19 protein-coding genes are annotated in these 17697 nt (G+C 57.8%); 10 read left to right on the forward strand and 9 right to left on the reverse strand.

The features are described 5' to 3' along the window. The 10 genes from BUB54_RS16330 to BUB54_RS16375 form a co-directional block, all read left to right on the forward strand. On the forward strand, positions 1–1072 hold a 1072-nt coding region (locus BUB54_RS16330), incomplete at its 5' end, for a GspE/PulE family protein (protein WP_217652528.1). After that, complete coding sequence (locus BUB54_RS16335) at positions 1069–2202, forward strand: type II secretion system F family protein (RefSeq protein WP_048878796.1); 1134 nt, start codon at positions 1069–1071, stop codon at positions 2200–2202. The genes BUB54_RS16330 and BUB54_RS16335, both read left to right, overlap by 4 nt. 18 nt (positions 2203–2220) lie before the next feature. Next, positions 2221–2703 carry a type 4 pilus major pilin gene (locus BUB54_RS16340; RefSeq protein WP_048878797.1) on the forward strand — a complete coding sequence of 161 codons (483 nt, stop codon included), beginning with the start codon at positions 2221–2223 and terminating at the stop codon, positions 2701–2703. Positions 2704–2715: 12 nt separating this feature from the next. After that, positions 2716–3699 (forward strand): ATPase, T2SS/T4P/T4SS family, encoded by a 984-nt coding sequence (locus BUB54_RS16345; protein WP_048878798.1) that lies wholly within the window; start codon positions 2716–2718, stop codon positions 3697–3699. Further along, positions 3696–4187 (forward strand): type IV pilus biogenesis protein PilM, encoded by a 492-nt coding sequence (gene pilM, locus BUB54_RS16350; RefSeq protein ID WP_082075647.1) that lies wholly within the window; start codon positions 3696–3698, stop codon positions 4185–4187. The genes BUB54_RS16345 and pilM overlap by 4 nt, the downstream gene beginning before the upstream one ends. Position 4188: 1 nt before the next feature. Beyond that, on the forward strand, positions 4189–5724 hold the full coding sequence (pilV, locus tag BUB54_RS16355) for a shufflon system plasmid conjugative transfer pilus tip adhesin PilV (RefSeq protein WP_048878800.1): 1536 nt from the start codon (positions 4189–4191) through the stop codon (positions 5722–5724). Between the two features lie 18 nt (positions 5725–5742). Further along, positions 5743–6480 carry a class I SAM-dependent methyltransferase gene (locus BUB54_RS16360; protein WP_158320105.1) on the forward strand — a complete coding sequence of 246 codons (738 nt, stop codon included), beginning with the start codon at positions 5743–5745 and terminating at the stop codon, positions 6478–6480. Between the two features lie 24 nt (positions 6481–6504). Further along, complete coding sequence (locus BUB54_RS16365) at positions 6505–7005, forward strand: DUF2726 domain-containing protein (RefSeq protein WP_217652530.1); 501 nt, start codon at positions 6505–6507, stop codon at positions 7003–7005. Between the two features lie 104 nt (positions 7006–7109). Beyond that, positions 7110–7685 carry a lysozyme family protein gene (locus BUB54_RS16370; protein ID WP_048878802.1) on the forward strand — a complete coding sequence of 192 codons (576 nt, stop codon included), beginning with the start codon at positions 7110–7112 and terminating at the stop codon, positions 7683–7685. Positions 7686–7756: 71 nt separating this feature from the next. After that, a complete protein-coding gene (locus BUB54_RS16375) occupies positions 7757–8431 on the forward strand; it encodes a hypothetical protein (protein ID WP_048878803.1) in 675 nt (224 codons plus the stop codon). 1 nt (position 8432) lies between these two features. On the opposite strand, the gene BUB54_RS16380 is transcribed toward BUB54_RS16375, so the two are convergent. The 9 genes from BUB54_RS16380 to traI all read right to left on the reverse strand — a co-directional run bounded on the left by BUB54_RS16380 (position 8433) and on the right by traI (position 17661). Next, entirely contained in the window at positions 8433–8759 is a 327-nt protein-coding gene (locus BUB54_RS16380; RefSeq protein ID WP_048878804.1) for a helix-turn-helix domain-containing protein, read from the reverse strand. A 122-nt stretch (positions 8760–8881) separates the two neighbouring features. After that, positions 8882–9511: a hypothetical protein gene (locus tag BUB54_RS16385; protein WP_052948357.1), complete on the reverse strand. Its 630-nt coding sequence runs from the start codon at positions 9509–9511 to the stop codon at positions 8882–8884. A gap of 1 nt (position 9512) precedes the next feature. Then, a complete protein-coding gene (locus tag BUB54_RS16390) occupies positions 9513–9902 on the reverse strand; it encodes a hypothetical protein (RefSeq protein ID WP_048878805.1) in 390 nt (129 codons plus the stop codon). Positions 9903–10113: 211 nt separating this feature from the next. Then, positions 10114–12429, reverse strand: coding sequence for a zincin-like metallopeptidase domain-containing protein (locus BUB54_RS16395; RefSeq protein ID WP_048878806.1), 2316 nt, complete (start codon positions 12427–12429; stop codon positions 10114–10116). Continuing rightward, entirely contained in the window at positions 12422–12598 is a 177-nt protein-coding gene (locus BUB54_RS20965; protein WP_158320106.1) for a hypothetical protein, read from the reverse strand. The genes BUB54_RS16395 and BUB54_RS20965 overlap by 8 nt, the downstream gene beginning before the upstream one ends. Then, positions 12595–13170, reverse strand: coding sequence for a lytic transglycosylase domain-containing protein (locus tag BUB54_RS16400; RefSeq protein ID WP_052948358.1), 576 nt, complete (start codon positions 13168–13170; stop codon positions 12595–12597). The genes BUB54_RS20965 and BUB54_RS16400 overlap by 4 nt, the downstream gene beginning before the upstream one ends. Further along, the gene (gene traF / locus BUB54_RS16405) at positions 13167–13700 is read right to left on the reverse strand and encodes a conjugative transfer signal peptidase TraF (protein ID WP_048878807.1); all 534 of its coding nucleotides are present in this window, start codon (positions 13698–13700) and stop codon (positions 13167–13169) included. Before traF ends, BUB54_RS16400 begins: the two co-directional genes overlap by 4 nt. Continuing rightward, positions 13697–15643: a type IV secretory system conjugative DNA transfer family protein gene (locus tag BUB54_RS16410; RefSeq protein ID WP_048878808.1), complete on the reverse strand. Its 1947-nt coding sequence runs from the start codon at positions 15641–15643 to the stop codon at positions 13697–13699. The genes traF and BUB54_RS16410 overlap by 4 nt, the downstream gene beginning before the upstream one ends. Beyond that, positions 15643–17661, reverse strand: coding sequence for a TraI/MobA(P) family conjugative relaxase (gene traI, locus BUB54_RS16415; protein ID WP_048878809.1), 2019 nt, complete (start codon positions 17659–17661; stop codon positions 15643–15645). Before traI ends, BUB54_RS16410 begins: the two co-directional genes overlap by 1 nt. Between the last annotated feature and the right edge of the window lie 36 nt (positions 17662–17697).

The following is a 17697-nucleotide window of genomic DNA, read 5'->3' on the forward strand; positions in this document are numbered from 1 at the left end:
GTCATCGGTTCGCATCGTGCGAGGCCCCGCGCACCCCGTCGAGGCGGGTGGTGGGTTCATGGTCCTCCGATTGCAATACATGGATACGGCCGCGGCTCGGAAGCAGGGTGTTGGCCGGACCATCCTTGATTACCCGCGTCGCCCGGATGGCACTCTCCGGCTGGAAGAGATGGGCTATCTGGCCAAGCAGGCCGACAAGCTGCGCTATTTGATCGAGGGATCGAGCGGCATTGTCTTATTCACCGGGCCAACGGGCTCGGGCAAAACCACGTCGATCTATGAGCTTCTACGGGAATCGGCGCGGCTATCGCCGATGCTGCGGCTGGTTTCGATCGAAAAGCCTGTCGAATATCCGATGCCCTGGGCCGTCCAGCTTTCGATCACGGGCGATGGCGTGGGTGACGATGAAGGCGATGCCTTTGGCGATTATCTCCGCCATTCGCTGCGTATGGACCCGGACTGGATTTTCCTTGGTGAAATCCGTTCTGCTGGCGTCGCGCTGACGGCTTTCGAGGCATCATTGACCGGCCATAAGGTGGTCAGCACGATTCATACGGAAGATCCGTTCTCCGTTCCGGACCGCATCGAAATCATGGATGCCGCCCGGCTGCCGCGTCAGATGTTCTGCAACAGCAAGATGATCCGGGGGATCGTTAATCAGCGGCTTGTTCCGCAGCTTTGCCCGCATTGCGCGGTGCCGTTATCGGCGGCCCGAAGCGATGCGCTTTGGCCGAGACTGAGTGCGGCCCTCGATACCTACGCGGCGGCCTGGCCACAATATGGCGATCTTTCCCGCGTCCGGTTGCGCGGCGCAGGATGTGCGGCTTGTCATCATGACGGCATCAGCCGACGAATTGCCATCGCCGAGGTGATTGTCACGGATGCCGATCTCATGCGGGATTTTGTCGATCATGGAGCAGATACCGCGCGTCGGAACTACCGCAAGCGGGCCGATGCGGACTGGTCGGTGTTGCATACCGCGATGGACGGCGTGATGGCCGGCCGGATCGATCCGCGCGATGTCGGCCGGTATGTCGATGTCGTCGTGTCAGCGGAAAGGGTTGACGAATGACCCCAGCAGTGAAGCAGGCGCGGGCGCTGATTGATCGGTTGACGCCAAGAAGTGGGTTCAAGATCAAAGGCAGCTCGTTTGAAGCACGGTTGAACCGGCTGGCCTTTTCATGGTCTGTGCGCTCGGCACTTTATCGGCATATGTCCGTGCAGGTCGGCAATCATATCGGTGAGATCGCGGCGCTTGAGACGTTCGTGCGGCGCCTGAAACGGCAGAAGCGCAAGAGTTGTGTGGCGGTGGTCGAGGATGTGATTCGGCGGATGCGGGACGGTGGGCAATTGTCCGTCGCGTTGCGCCGGTGGGTGCCGATGGATGAGGCATTGACGATTGCCGGCGGTGAAACCGCAGGCCGGATCGAGCAAGCCTTCGACCTGTTAGTGGAGTCAAAAACTCGGATCGCCAATGTGCGCCGAACTATGGTGAGCGCATTCACCACGCCGCTGGTCTATCTGTTCGCGATCTACGGTATGTTGTGGGCGATAGGGACGTTCTTTCTGCCGAGCATCGCCCGGACGGTGCCGGCGGATGCCGTGCATGGAGCCGGTGCGCTGCTCTACACGCTCGGTGATTTTGCAACCGGGCCATGGATGTTAATTCCGGTCCTTCTGTTGGTGGGCGGTGCGGGATGGACGGCGTGGGCGCTACCGCGTTGGACTGGCGCGCAGCGCGTGACCGTCGAGCGGTTCTTCCCATTTAATTTCTACCGGGACATTCAGGGCTATGTGTGGCTACTGACATTCGCCTCGATGTTACGGGCGGGCATGAGCGATACGCGCGTCCTGGATGACCAGTCGCGCTTCGCGACGCCATGGCTCCGGCAACGCCTTATCGCTGTGAGGCGGCGGATGTTGAACGGTCAGGGCCTCGCCCCGGCCTTGGAAAGTACTGGGTTCGGGTTTCCGAACCCGGAATTGATCGATGATATCGGCTCGATGTCCGATTTCGATGATTTCCCTGAGCGGATTATGCGGCGTGCCGTCCAGTGGGCCGATGAGTTGGAATGGATCACGAAGGCGCGCGTGCGGGCGCTCGGGTTTGCCTTCGATATCGCGATGTATGCGCTGATGCTCATCGTGTTGCTCGGCATCAATAGTTTGTCTGTCCAAATCGGGAATGTCCCCGGTCTGTAATAAGGAGAATAAAAGCCCATGTCGGAAATACTTGGTACGCTGTTCAAATACTTGCTTGGCCTACTGGCAATCGTCGCTGTGGTGGTGGTGTTGTATGAGGCACTATCCAGCAACAAAGTCTCCACCGCAGCGGCCGATGTGACCACGCTGCAATCCAATGTCGCGCAGCTTTATGGCGGCACGGCTAGCACCGCGTCTTTGAGTGATACCGTGGTGATCTCGGCGAAAGCCGCTCCTAGCAGCATGGTTAGTGGCACAACCCTGTTGGACCCCTGGGCCGGTGCTGTCACGGTGCAGCCGGACGCCAACCCTGGCGAGTTCGATATTATCCTGGCGGGCATTCCGCAGTCGGCGTGCAACAAGCTGGCGACGGCGGTATCTTCCTACAAGAGCATCTCGATCAACGGCACGGCAGATTCCGCGCCTGTTGACCCCGGCACTGTGGCAACACAATGCACTTCGGGAAGCAATAACCAGATTCAATTCACATTCACATCGTAATCAGGGGCAACGGTGGAGCTTCTTGATCTTCCGTTTTCGGATTTGTTCGTAGGGGCGCATCCGGCGTCGTCTTGGCTTAAGGCGACGCCGGATGCGCGGGAGATGGAGTTTGTGCCGGAGGCAATATTTCCGGAGATCGAGGGGCTGAGGCGAGACCTTCTCGCGCGTTCGACCACGCAATCATTCAGTATCGAATGGGGATCGTCTCGTCGTGAGCGGCTGCGCGTCAAGCCCCTCACGACGGCTCATATTGAACCGCTATTCGTCTGCCGGCGTTTCACCGGCACGCCGAAACCGATGATCGAGTTGGGAATACCCGCTGCGGTCGTCGAGCGGCTACTGAGCCGCCCGGTGAGCAACGGGCTGATCCTTTTCATCGGCTCGATGGCCGCCGGTAAGACCACGGCGGCATCGAGCTTCACTGTGGAATATATCTCGCGTCATGGCGGTGTCGCCATGACCGTCGAAGCCCCGATCGAGATGGATCTGGAAGGCCGCCATGGTAAAGGAATCGTCTATCAGACCGAGGTGGAATCGGATGACGATATGGGTCCAGCTCTGCGCGGGATGTTGCGCAGCGCGGCCAATTTATTGTTTTGCGGTGAAGTTAAGACGGATGTGGCGGCGCGTGAGGTTCTAAACCTGAGCACGTCGGGGCATCCCGTCGTCACGACATTTCATGGGCCGGACCTACCGACTGGCTTGCTGCGGTTCGCCCGTTCGACCGGCGATCAGAATGATGCGCTCGCGCACGCGCTGACGGCTGTATTTCATTTGACGCTACGCAACCCTCGTCTCATGCCGGGCGTGCCGTTGCCGCCGGGGCTGCCCGGTCAGTCATCACCGCCTGAACGGCTGCTCACGGTATCTCCCTTGTTGGTGGTGGATGGCACGCGCGACCAGGTGCGCTCGGCCATCCGGTCGGGCAATTTCGACCAGCTCGGGAGCGAGATAGAGCGGCAGAGGCGGCTATTTTTGGGAGGCAGTTCGCCATGATGTGGGCAATTCTGTCGGTGATGATCGTATTGTCGTTCATTGGAATCGGCGCGATCGATCGTGTCCAGTCGCTGAACGTCCCCGCAGCATCATCGCAGCCCGCAGCGCTGGCAACAGGTCAAGACTTCATGATTTATAGAAATGCGGTCTTGGCCTACGCTGAGGAAAACGCCAGCGTCGGCACGGGCGGCAATGCGAATGTGCTCCCGCAATTCCTGGTGCTTCCGGCTGGGGTGGCGGTGAGCAATTTGCCTGCTGGCATTGGCAATTTAATTACGCCAGGCCCGAACGGATCACGAATTGTCTACACGTGGGCGCCAGCGCCGACTGGAACAGTCGCCGAGACCGTGATGCAGTTCGGCGGCGATGTATCGATCGGCCGCGCCGAGGGCACGGTGTGGGACACCCCGGCTTATGGAACAATGGGCACCCTGCCGGCGGGCATCCCTTCTGGTGACATGATTTCTGTTGTGCAGCTAGGAGGCTGACATGGGACCGATATTAGGTGCGTTGTTTGCGGTATTGATCGGCCTGCTCGCGGTCCGGCCAGTGATCTCTTATCAGGAAGCGGCCCTCCACAACGTCCAGTCAGCCGCGACCGCCGGGCAGATGCGCCAGATCGCGACAGCCGCGCAAGCCTATATTCAGGCAAATTATGCAGCGGTCGAAGCGAACAGCACGGCCAGTTCTCCGGCGACGATCACCGTCCCGATGCTGGAAAGCACGGGCTATTTGTCGCCATCCACGTCACCCACTAATCCGTTCGGACAAACCTGGGTGGTGCAGGTCTTGCAGCCGTCGCCTGGTCAGCTCCAAGCCCTTGTGCTGAGCACGGGCGGGGCGACGATTCCCGAAAAGCAGGCACCGGCGATCGCCACACAAACCGGCCAGGAAGGCGGGTTCGTACCCTACAACGGGCAATATGGGTCGCTGAGTTCCTCAGCAGCACAAGGTGCCTATGGGCATTGGAGCGTGGCGCTGAACGGCTACACCAATCCCGGCCCCGGCCACCTCGCGGCGCTTTTGGCATTCAACAATGGCAACCTCGAAAACGATTATCTCTACCGGGTCGCAGTACCCGGCCAGCCGCAACTGAACACGATGCAGACCGCTTTGAATATGGGCAACAATGACGTTAATAACGCCAATAACATTCAAGCAAATGGCCGGATTGGGGCGGTGGGTGAGTCGGCGACCTCCGGCTATCCGGCCGGCTGGGCCGGTGGTGTCCACACGTGGGATCTATACGCGAATGGCTCTGTCGGTGCCGGAACGAACGGCAGCCTGCTTGCTTCCCTAACCGGGAACGGGGGCACTCAAGGTCAGGTACAAACTGTAAGCCCAAACGGTGGAGTCAGTACGTCGAGTCTGTCCAACAATACTCAAGCATTTATAGGAGCAGATAATTCGAGCGGCGCCTACGTTTCGATAAACGTGCCCGATGATGGCTCGAACAACAACGCATCCATTGCAACAAATGGTGCGATGTATGTAAACAAACCAGGTGGTGGGCAATCCTTCTATGCCTACAACAATGGCTATGCCGGTGTAACTGATACATTCACTGTGGGATCGCGTCTCGAACTAGGCACTGCATTTGGCGGCGCCAATCAAGGTGGGGGCTGCAACCCGAATGGTGAGATTGCGGCGAACGCGAATGGCTCGGGTCAGCTCATGGCGTGTGTGAATGGCACGTGGCAGGCCGCCGGTGGAACGGGGTTCACGCAGTCGTATCAGATGGGAGTCGGCAACGGCACATGGTATCAAAATACGGGATCAGGGCCGATGTTTCTTGCATCAGCCTGCGGCGCCACGCCGTTATCATCAGGTTACATGGAAAATGTGACCATCCACGTGATGAATCCATCAGGCCAACAAGTCTCAAACAGCGATGGACAAGTCCAAGAAGGTGGTAGTGATTCAAATTTCTCTGCGGCACCATCGGCATCGGCTGTCGTGCCTGCGGGTTACTATTTTGTAGTAACCGGACAGAATATGAATTGTTCACTCATGGTAACAAGGTAATCCTCAATGTCGGCTAATATGATTGACTATGATCTGGCGTGCGAAGTCTGCCGGGAAACAACCAGCCTTGCGCTAGAAAAAGACGGGTTTCCGGTACGGCGGTGCCAACGCTGTGAGTTCTTGTTCGTGGCTCCACGCCCGCCGGAATCCGTGGTGATCAATCACTATGCGCAGAATTATCGCGGTGCGACCGATACCTTTTATCCCAAAGCGTTCGACCGGAAATGGCGCGGATTCTGGCAAAGTCTCTTGTTCATTCCCTATGCCGCTGGCCGCCGGGTGCTTGACCTCGGATGTGGCGGCGGCTTTATGGTCGATGCACTCGGGCGTTTCGCGCGCGAGGCGGTCGGCGTCGATATCTCGGAAAACAGCATTGCCTATGCGAAGCGGGCCTTCTCTCGGCATCGTTTTTACGCCGAACCTCTCTCAGAGTTCGCTAATCGGGGTGAGCAGTTCGATTTCGTGTTCTCGTCGGAAGTGTTGGAACATGTGCTCGATCCGCGCGAGTTTATGATGACTTTGCGCGATTGTGTGCGACCGCGCGGTTTCGCCTACATATCGGCACCGGATGCTGGTCACGCGGCCGTGCCGGGCGACCTCGCGCAATGGGGGGATATCTGCCCGCCGGAGCACCTGCAATGGTTCAACATCCGCAATCTGACCTGGTTATTTGCCGAATATGGGTTTGTTCCGCATCGTCGGTTTCGGTCGAAAACCCCATCACACTCGGTCATCTTTCAGAAAGTGGGAAGCTAGGCGTTGCTACCAACTTTTCATATTGTGCCAGCGGCGCTGATTGTTATTATTGTGTTGAGTTTCGCGATTGCGGCCATAAAGGGGTTGCCGTCGTCGCGAACCGGCCTTCGGCAGTTTCGGGCAAAACCGGCATTATTGACAGAGAATGAGCGGCAATTCTTTGGTGTTCTTCAAACCGTTATTGGTGTGGATCGCGTGGTTTTTACCCAGGTGCGCATCGCCGACTTCATTAGTTCGACATCTGATGGAGTCCGTGGACTGCATAGAATCACGAGCCGGAGCGTCGATTTTGTGGTGTGTGACCGTCTCTCAATGGCAGTCATCGGCTGCATAGAGCTTGATGATCGATCTCACAGCAAACGCAAGCGGGTGGAGCGGGATAGAGATGTTAACGCAATCCTCGGTGCCTGTGGCATTCCGCTTATCCGCATTCCCGCCAAGTCAAACAATGTGGGATATACCGCCACATCCTTAGTCTCGAAACTTACTTTTCTAGAATCATCGTCGAATCAGGGGGGGTCATGATTGCAATGTCATGCGTTGCTGCTGCGTCGGTCAACTACGCTGTGACCCCTCCCGCGATCGAAGCTGTTCTTTCAAAGCCAGCGAGTGCTGGCGGAATAGGACCAATGCACATACCGGCGGCCTGGCTCACTATCCTGAGCCGGGTAGGATTCGCTCCAAACAAGGTAATTCATGATCGCTGCACGAATATCGAAGCAGGCGCATGGGTCATGGCGTTCGATCAAATGCAATCAGGTCTTAAGGCGCCAGCTCCCTCCGCGCCTCCCTCGCCGGTACTGCCCGCCAGTGCTCAAGCGATCGACCGGCCTGACGCGGCCTGCATACAGGGCGCGGCACAGTTCTATCACCTGCCGGTTGCGTTGTTTTCCGCTGTGTTGCGCACCGAAGGCGGCACGGTTGGTCAGATCCATCGCAACGCCAATGGCAGCTACGACATGGGACCAGCGCAGATCAATTCGACCTGGCTGCCCACGTTGGCCCGTTCGGGAATTACGCGCGGAATGGTGATCAATAACGGCTGCCTGAACGTGTCGCTTGGGGCATGGATTCTAGCGCAGGCGATGACGGGGGCAGATCCGCACGATCCTGCGCAATACTGGCAGCATGTCGGTGACTACAATTCGCATACGCCGAAATGGAACGCGAAATACGCCAGTATGGTCTGGCACAATCTAAAATGATAGGCTTGAGCGTATCATCATGAAGTGCTATTCCTGAATGCGGTTTCACCGCTCGCAACAGGAGATGTTTCATGAAGAAGGCGCTTTCCATTCTCGCTCTATCCACGACCCTCGCTGGCCCTGGGTTTGCCCATGCCGCTGTCACGATGCCGCCCGTGGCGGTAAACCTTGGCGTCGGCACGGAAGGGATCGGCGGGGGAATTTCAACCCAGCTCGTTCCGCACACGCTGAACCTCAATATCGGCCTGTCCAGGTTTGGGCATAATTTCCATTTTACGGCCGACAATGCGAATTTCAGTTCGCACCTTCGTCTTGGCGCGATCCCTATCGTTCTGGCCTGGTATCCGTTCCACGGGAATTTCTCGCTCAATGCCGGCGTCTATATCAATCAAAACCAGGTGTCGGCGACGGCAACCCCGGATGCGGGCGGGATCTACACGATCAACGGCAATCGCTATACCGCCTCGCAGGTTGGCTCGATGAGCGGTAAGACGCATTTCAACCAGGTTGCGCCCTATGTTGGTGTGGGCTGGGGCAACCCTTTCGATGGCGGCCGCTGGACGTTCCTGGCCAATGCCGGGGCAATGTATGAAGGCAACCCGCAAGTGCGCCTGAGTGCAACCGGCGCGGCCAGCAACCCCCAGCTCGCGGCCGATGTCGCCGCGGCCCAGCGTTCCGTAAACTCGAAGCTGAATTTCCTGAACTGGTGGCCGGTGGTCACATTCGGCGTCGCCTACCGATTCTAATTTACTTCCCCCCGGCGTCGGCGCCATCAGCGCCATCGCTGGGGGGATTGTCGCCGATCCCCTCGTCTATTGCTGTCGGCCGCAACAGCTCAAAGAGCGGCATCCCCACAAATCGAGCCAGCAATGCCATCCTCTCGATGGTGAGATTGGCCGCGCCAGTCTCGGCAGAACTGATGAACGGCTGATTGACCTTCAAGCGCCGCGCCGCCTCACGCTGGCTGATTCCGAGCTTTTCCCTCGCCTTCTTGAAATTGGTGCCAAATACAGCCCGCTCAGGCGTTGGCCTTGGCTTTCGCCGCTTGTCTGGTATTTGCCCTCGGATCACCATGAAGTCCCGCCTGATGCAGCCGGCGGCGCTGGCGCCGCTGGCAGAACACTGTAGCGGAAACCCTGAAACAAAAAAATGCCGGCACAAGGTGCCGGCTTAAAGAGACGCCAAGGAATAGAGGGTTAGTAAGACGGACGATTGTCGGGCGTCGAGCCGACATACCGCTGATAGGCGGCAATCCAGTTTGTAGCGATCATGGTTTGGGCGTCCGCCAGAGAAATTTCATGGTTGCAAACCAGATGGTTGAGACGATTTTCCAGTCGATCCTTGGCGTAACTTCCCCACCCTCCGGCTGCTTGGTGTGGCTCGGGCCAAAGATTTTTAGGCGATGTTGGTGAACCGCCGAGTTCCAAGCTCACCAGGTGATCTTCCTCGTAATCGCTCAAGCGCCGATCGGCGTAGCCATATTGCCGGATCTGATCGCGTTTCAGCCGTTCGGTGTAGTTTTCGTCCGGCCGAACCGTCCGCGTCCAGCCGCGCCGGCAAATGGTGCTGTAAAGATCATCTGGCGTGACCGTGCTGTTGAGAGCACCAGGCGTCAGGGCGGGGTTGGGCAGGCCGGAAAGGGTGCTGACCCGCCCCAACGCCAGACTAGAGGTGGCGCCATTGCTGAAACCAAGGCTGGGCAATTGACCATCGGACAGACTGTTCTTGATCTCTTGAGCCAGCCAGGGGTGGTGTAGGACATACAAACCAAACAGAAGGACGCCTATGCCAAGCAGATGCGATCGGGGTCTATAGCGGTAGCGCATCTTATGCTCGGGGGCTGGCGGCGAATTGGATGACAGGACGATGATCCGGCACGTCCGCAAAGGGCTCATCATGAACCCGCCGCTTAAGTCCACCGGCCATAACCCACTCCGCCCCTTTCTTCACAGGGAACGTGGCAATCCGCTTGGCGATCAGGCCCGCCAGGAAGATACCGCCGAAATAGAACCAGAAGAGCAGCCCGCGCTCGTTCCAGGCGATCAAAGCCAAGACAGTCTCACTAATCCACCCGATCAGCAGGAACCCGAGCAGGACAGTCCAGCTCAACCGCACGATCGCAACGATGACGCCGGCCAACCCCAGCAATACCGTGAAAACCGGCTCTACCAGGGTGAACAACACAAACTCGTCCAGAAGTTTCGTCTTGCCCCGCATAACACATCAACCCTCCATCCAAACGCCGAAAAGGCACAATGCCGAAAAGGCATATTGCCATAGATACCCCAAAAATACAAGGAAAACCGTCAATCGCAGCGGTTATTCGCGAGGCATCTTCTGCCGACCGCTTCGCTATTTTCTGTATTGGTGTGCAAGGCATTGGCGGCAGACCGCACCCGGACGCGGGGAGGGCCTGCCGCATCACCAGCTAATCCATTTCCTGTTCAACCTCGATCCGTTCGGCTTCCTGCTCCGCGCGAGGTGTTGGAACTGCCTGGGCCTCGGTCTCAACAATGTCCCGTGTGGCGTCCCGCGTTGCATCGTTCGGGTTCTGCCCGAGCGCGATCATTTCGTTCTCGCGGGCGATCTCTCGGTCAACCCGCAACTCGATGATCGCTATTGCCTGGCGTTCCTTGAAATCCCTCATAGCCTGGTCTTGCCCGACTGTTTGCCGGTGGTCATTCCAATCAGCGGACAGTCCGCCTGGCCCGGCCGGCGGGATGACGACGGGCGCGCCAATCGCTCGGCCCGCGGCCTCGGCTTTGTCAACACCAATGTTTGGCATGGGCCGCCCATCAGGAAAGGTCTTGCGGGTTAAGGCTTCGTCATTGTCACCGACTATGATGATCTGTCGGTCAGGCCATTTCTCTCGTGCCGCTTCTGCAACCGGCAGGAGGTTGCTGGCGTTGAACGCCACGCTGACGGCTTCGCCGGTCATCTGGTGGATCGTCGCGCCGGTGGCAAAGCCCTCCGCGATGTAAAGCGGCTTGGTCGGATCGTTGTCGCCGATCATGAATTGCCCGCCCGCTATCTTACCTCCCTTCATGAAGCCTTTGGTGCCATCGGCATCTATCGTCTGTAGCGAGGCAATCTTGCCTTCGTAGTCAGCAATGGGAACCATAAGGCGTCCGATCGCGTCCTGTTTCACGCCATTGGCATCTATCCCCTTACGGGAGAGATATTCGTGCTCGGTGACGGCTTGGGCATCCCGGAGTTGCGCAACAGCCTTGTTCGCGGCTTCGGCTTGTTCGGCGCGGATGGTCTGATCCCGTTCTTGCCGGCGCTGTGCGGCCTCGGCGGCAAGCCTCGCGGCGGCATCCTTATCCATCGGCGCATCCAGGTCGGATTTCCAGTTGATTTTTGCGCCGGTCTTGAAGTTCTGAATCACCCCAGCCGGTCGGCCATCGAGATAGCCGACATAGGCGCCGCTACGCTGTGCGCCGTGATCGCCGTCTACGGCAACGCGATGGATTGTGCCATCCATCACGGGCGCTCCTGGCAGTTTAAGTCCTGCGGCCCGCAAGGCGTCGGCGAACGCCGTTTGCGGGTCTGCTGTCGCGGCCGTGGTGATACTGCTGGCCCCCTCTATCCAGCGTGAAAACGGAGCGGGATCAACAGATGCGCCAATCCACCACGCTTTGGCTGTTTTATCCCAGCGGGCACCCAGCTCGCGGGCTTCGCTTTTTTCGGCATATGGAACGGCGAGATACCGGCGCTTGTTGTTTGCCACTTCTGTCTCCTGCTGCTCAAGAAGGTCAGGCTGGCGCGCGGTGCTGCGCGCGGGCTTCGTTGTCTCCGCTTCAACCGCTTCATCAGTCGTGATGTCGCGGGCCTTCTCGAAGCCCAGGACATAATTCATGATGTTTTGTGCAGCCGTCGAAGCCCGGAAAATCTCCTGCGGATCGTTTTCAAGGGCCTTGATCCACGAGCCGACATAAGCGGCGTGCTGCCCTGGATCGTGACCAATCCCGAGTTCTTCACCTAGCATGAGGCTCGCGATTTCGGCCCGCAATTCTTCGCGGGCATAGGCATCTGATCCGAAAGGATGCGCTATATCGCGATCAAGCCGATCGGGATGGCCGGTCCAATGCCCCAGCTCATGCAGGGCAGTGGCAAAAAACCCGTCCAAGGCGGCGGTGCCATCCTGAGCCACGAATTGCCGGCGATCGGGGATCGTGATTTCGTCGGTCGTGAGGCTGTAATAGGCCCGATCGCCCGACACTTCTCGAATGATGGCCTGGGACGCCTCAAGCAACCGCGCAGCGCGTTCGTGGCGTTCCTCGACAGGCGGCACGGGCCTCACCTCTGAGGGCGGCAAGCCGTCAATCTGAGCGGCGTTGAAAACATTCGCACTGCGAATGAGGGGTTTCTCGTGCTGGATGATTTGGTAAAGCGGCTCGCCCTTGTCGTTCTTGAGCGGCTGCCCGGCATCATCGGTCATCGCAACCCGGCTCGACCACTGCCAAAACTGGATTTGCGTGCTGGTTTCACCACGGCGGACCTGAGCACCAAGTTTTTCGGCCTGCACATAGGTCATCCAGCGATTATCGCCATAGCCGCGTAGTTGCCCCACGGCATACAAATAGAGCGAGTTGGCCCCCTTATAGGGAACGCCTGTCGAACCATTATAGGGCAGGCTGCGATCTACGCCTGGTTGCCAGGGTTTAATCCATGGCGCGGTCCCTTGTTTCAGTTGTTCGATAAGGACCGCCGCGACTTTTTGAGCATAGTCATTACTAGCCATTGGCGGGTTCCTCCACATCAATATCGGACTCGATTGCGTCTTCAAGCGAGATAGCATCCTCGACAAAAGCGCCGAGTTCATCGGCTAGATCGTGGTCGATCTCGACCACATATCCAGGCTTCATCATGTCGGCGGGGTCGGTAGAACGGATCTGGCGCGGCGAGGTCATGAATTTTCCTTTCGATAGACCGTCATTGGTGGAGCTGCGGTAGATCCGGCTTTGACGGTAGAAGCCGGGACAGGTTGGGGCGCGGCGCTGGCGTTTTGATAGACGGTCATCGGTGCCGACGCCGGTATGACCGGCAGGCGTACCGTCAGATGATATCGAGCGACGTAGCCATTCTGGAAGCCTGCTGTGAGGCTGCCAGTGTTGTAGGCAGACAAGGCCGCAGCCAACGCCTGCTGCCCGAGCTGTCCCGTGCTGAGGGCGTTTTGATAATCCTCCGATAGGATTTTCGCGCCGGCCTGGATATTTGTGCAGGGGTTAAGCATGGCGCTGACCGAATAGCCCATACCAGCAAGGTTTGTGCTATCGACCTGCATGAGCCCGATATCGACACGCCGCCCACGCGCGATGAAATGCTCGGCGATTGCCTCGGCGTCGGCGCGCGAAGTCGGGTTAAACCGACCGATGCCGTTCACATTGAGGCCGAGCGGATTGCCGCCACTCTCGACCTGAATTACAGCCGCCAAAGTGGGAGGGGCGATGAAGGGAGCGCAAGTGGCATAAGCTGCGATCATTGTTCTGTCCAAAGGGGGCGCACGATGGCGTGGATATCGGCGGCGGGAATCGGTCCAAAGTAACGGCCATCAAAACTCAAGGGAGAGAATGTCGAGACCAACCACACTTGGTTGGGTGCAACACTGTAAGTGCCGAAAGGATAGTGCGGCAAAGGCCGCCCGTGAGGATCGGTGGCGGCCGGGGCAGTATTCGGTAAAAGCCGCCCATTTACCGCTAAGCCTGCTGCTGAAAATTCGACACGATCACCGGCTACGGCTTCAACCTGTTTGAGCACTGGCACCGTCCCGTCAGGGCATGTGCCAGCGGCGAGATAATGGCGGATGACGCCAAGATGGATGACGGCAGACATCGGCGGACACGCTGAAACATAAGCGCCGCGTCCAACCCGATCTGGTTGCCTTTTAACCACGACATAAAGGCCCTCCGGCTCCGAGCTGGTGGTATTCAGCATGACAGGCTTGGCGCTGGCTATCGCCATGATGCCAGCGCCAAGAAGCAGGGCGATGATGCCTGTCCGTCGCGTGTTCACGCCGTTTTTGGTCCCGGCTGTGTTGTGAAGCGGCGACGCCCACTCGCGACAGGCGCAATATATCCGCCCCCCCCGCTTGCGCCGGTGTCCTGGCGCTCAGATGGCAGATCTGTAGCGTCGGAATCGGCCGTGTGGACCGGCTCGATTTGAGCGTTGGCGTAAATCTCCTTGATATCCCACCATAGGGCCTGCTGCGCTTTTATATTATCAAGACCTCGTTTCATAATAAGAATTTCGCCCGGTGACGTGATCATGTTGTTCTTATCTTTCTTTGGGCCAGGCAGCCGCATGGTCTCGTCGTCTGTCATCAGCGGTCGCTTTATATATTGAAGGCTCTCATTTGCTTGGTGCATACCCATTCCAAAACGATGGCCGCTCAACTGAATATTGTCGATTTGGACTGTAGCGATTCCAAGACGCCAAGATAACCATTTCGCAGTATCTTCATCATTAGGCGCAAAACTCATTTGAATTTCGCTTGCGCCCATTATAGGGTTATCTTCGCCATATAGTTTATTGATTTGGGTGATGGTTTGCCATATTCCGATTACCTTGACACCATATTGTCTAAGTTGGGTTAGCGCGTTCGGTAAGGCGTCTATTCTGCCGACATTCCCGATTTCATCGAGCAGCAGCATTAAAGGTCGGTCATGGGGAATTTCTGTTTTCCCGGCCTTTGGGTTGATTGTTTTTCGCGTCGGAATATCGACCATCATGGATAATATTGTAGTAAATAGGCTACTCAACCGAGCCAAATTAGCTTCACTCGGCGGCAATATCAGAAACAATGCAATTTTTTTAGGTCCATTCATCAGATCATCCAGTTGAAAATGGCTGTTGGCGGTTGCCGCCTGCACAAGTGGGTCAGTGGCCGGCGACAATTTTTGATATGCTGTTTGAAAAATGTTGGCGTCCGTTCGTTCTGACTTTGCACCCTTAATCGCCATTGCCCCTTTGTCGGCAATCCATTTGTGCGTTTCGTTATTAGGGCCAAGTTTGTTGTCGTTCATCGCTTTATATAAATCCGCCGTGGTAGTCGTCGCCGAACCGAACAAGTCAACAACATCAGCCAATGTCGCTTGTCTTTTCTTTTCTTTTCTTATCTTGTAAATTGTATAAAGAACCACGCCGGCCACTAAATCGGCCGCTGCGTCTGTAAAAAATGTATTTTCACTTTTTGTATTTGGCGGAATAAAAGACTTTGCGAAATTTACTGTATCTCCGGTTTCGTATGGTGTTCCAATTCGTATTGTATCGATGATATTTATTCCGATCGTGTTCAGCTCAAGCGGCGACCAGCGCAGAACCCGGTATCCGCGCTTTTTCAAGGAACCACTCGCCATCGTATGAAGATCACCCTTACGATCGAGCACAACCATTGACGAATCCCAGGTATTGATTGCATTATAGACGAATGCAGCGCCTTTACCGGAGCCTGGTGGCCCGAATAGCTGGATATGTTCGATTTGCGCGTGCCGGATGTAATGCGTTTCTACTTTTTGGATGAATTTGCCCTTTTTTTCTTCCCAGACGGCTAATAGGACGCCGGTGTCAGGAAGAAGCCCAGCCTCTTGAATTTCTTCCGTCGTTTCCATAAACCGTGCCGAACCGTGAACATTTGGAACGACTGTTAATTTACGGGTCGTAAGACCGAGGGTAATCACAGCAATTCCGAGCACAAAAACGGTTATGACGACAAAAATCCAATAAGCGTGCGCGAAAACAGGCGGGTCCGCTTGATAATATTTGAATGACCAGACAATCCACGCAAAGGGCGGGTAGAGATGGCCGGTTAACGGCCGTCCGAGCGCGGGAACATAGCCCAGCGCCCCGGCAATCCAATGACTGGCAAAAAAGCCGTAAGCAATGACAGTAAAGAGAACAGCGAGTGCCGCTGCACTCGCTGTTCTTAAGCGATGATTCGTGTTGCGATAACTTGCCATCAATCAATCTCCATATCGGTGTCACGGCCACGTTCGACGGGTTTCGCTGTCTCGATGTCCAGACCATAAGGCTCTTCCGAGCGCATCGCCGCCACGTCCGCCCGGTCGCCGGGTAATAGCGTATAAGCGATGGCGTCCGGTTGTCCACTGATATCCTGCACCAAGGTCTCGTCGCCCTGGCGCCAGACTGCAACATCAACCCCTCGTAGCTGAATCGTGGCCACAAGGGTTGCATCTCCGGCATCGGTTTCAGCTAATGGACGATAGAAGGTCGTATCGCCGGGTGCCGGCCAGGCGTTGCGGTTGGCGATGAACATCGCCAACGTCTGCCGGCGTCGGTCTGGTTCGGTGTATCCCTGTTCTTCGTCCAGCTCGCGGACCCGGCGGTCACGCTCGGCTTCCATGGCAGCATCAGCGAACCGAACATCGAACCGCCCCTGAACGGCAGCATCGAGCAAGGCCCGTTTTTGTGTCGCGTCGCCGTCCACCGCGAGCGGCGTCCCCTCAGCTCGATCGCGCGCCATTTCCAGGACGAGTATGGCAGCGGCGCGGGACAGGCTTGGCATGGTAAGCCCATCTTTTTTATCCACGACAGCCCCGCCATCCGGCAACCGATAGGTGGCATCGCCATTCCGGGACATTTTCGGCTTCACGCCGAGCGCGGTGACTGTCTTGGCGGCACTAGCGGGATTGCGGACCAGCGTATCGGTGAACCGCTCCTGTTTCGTCGCCATGAACCGGAGAGCATTAACCGCGGCGGCATCGCCCATTTCTGCGTGGCGCCGCAGCCAATCGGGCCAGCTCAGAATGACGTGGGCCGCCCGCGCCGTTTCCCGCTTCGCCGTCGTGGCCTCACGATGCCGGCACAGCACGTTGGCCTGCTCCCTTTTCAGCGCGTCATATCGAATGCGAGGGTCGATGCCCATGGTCAATTTGAGGCGTTTGATCTCGGCGAACTTGGCAGCGTAGTGAGCTGATACCGCGTCGCGATACCGGCGATCGGCTGTGTTAATGTCGGCAATCGCCAGCCCGCGATCATGCAGGGCGCGATCGCGCTGCTCCGCGTAGCGGGACCACAGCGTTTGGTCCTCGCGCTTCTCGGGCGGAACCGTCCGGACATATTCGGCCTCTGGCGCAATGCGGCGAGCGTCGGCGGCGGCGGGCTCAAAGGCACCAAACCGATCGACCAGGCGCTTGAAGGCCAGAGATCTATCGAGGTCGCTGGCCTTCATCATCAGGGCTGGTTCGCCGGCTTTGCCTATAACCAGCCCGGCGCCACGCGGTCGGATTTCGAGGCCGTAGCGGGCGGCAGCTTCGTGCAGTGATTTCCATCCCCCCTCACCAGCGCCGGCCGCGATCAGCGCGTCGCCGGCGACACGACGGACCCATCCTACGAACGGCTCCTGAGCCGTGTGGGTCTCCATCGTTTTCGCGGCCTCTGGTGTCCGGCCGGTTCTGTCGTTGGGAATTTCATGGCTTGTCCGTTCGAGGCCGTGCTTCACCTCAAGGCCCGCCGCCAACTGCGCCAGGGTCGTGTGGTCGCGGAAAATCTTCGCGGCCTTGAACGTCTCCGGATGGATCAGATTGATCGCCACATGCAAATGCAAATGCGCTTTGTCATTGTGCAGGGCCGAAATACGCTGGTGATCGCCGAGGCCGAGCCCCCGGACCAGCGTGTCCTCGATATCCTCGATCTGCTCGCGCGTCGGTGTCTCGCCGGGCGGAAACGCGATGACCAGGTGATAATTCGGATCAGCCTTTGAACGGGTATTCAGAGCTTGTGTCGCATCAATCTCCGATATAGCCCCCCTAACGGTCGCGGCCTGGCAGTTCGTAACCCGCGTCCATTCAACGCGGTCAGCGTGCCGGGCCTGGTCAGCAATGTAGGAGCCGAGAGCGTCTACACCGCTCTCCGGCGCGGGCGCGCTGCCTGGAACAACTGGCGCGATGACATATTGCCCTAGCCGACGGAAGCCGCCGGCCCGTGTTGCCTTGGGAGGGACGCGCCGGACGATCATAGACGCTCCATTTCCTCGTCCATGCGCTTGATCGTC

Origin of the sequence: Acidocella aminolytica 101 = DSM 11237, assembly GCF_900129125.1 — a bacterium.
GTDB classification, from domain to species: domain Bacteria; phylum Pseudomonadota; class Alphaproteobacteria; order Acetobacterales; family Acetobacteraceae; genus Acidocella; species Acidocella aminolytica.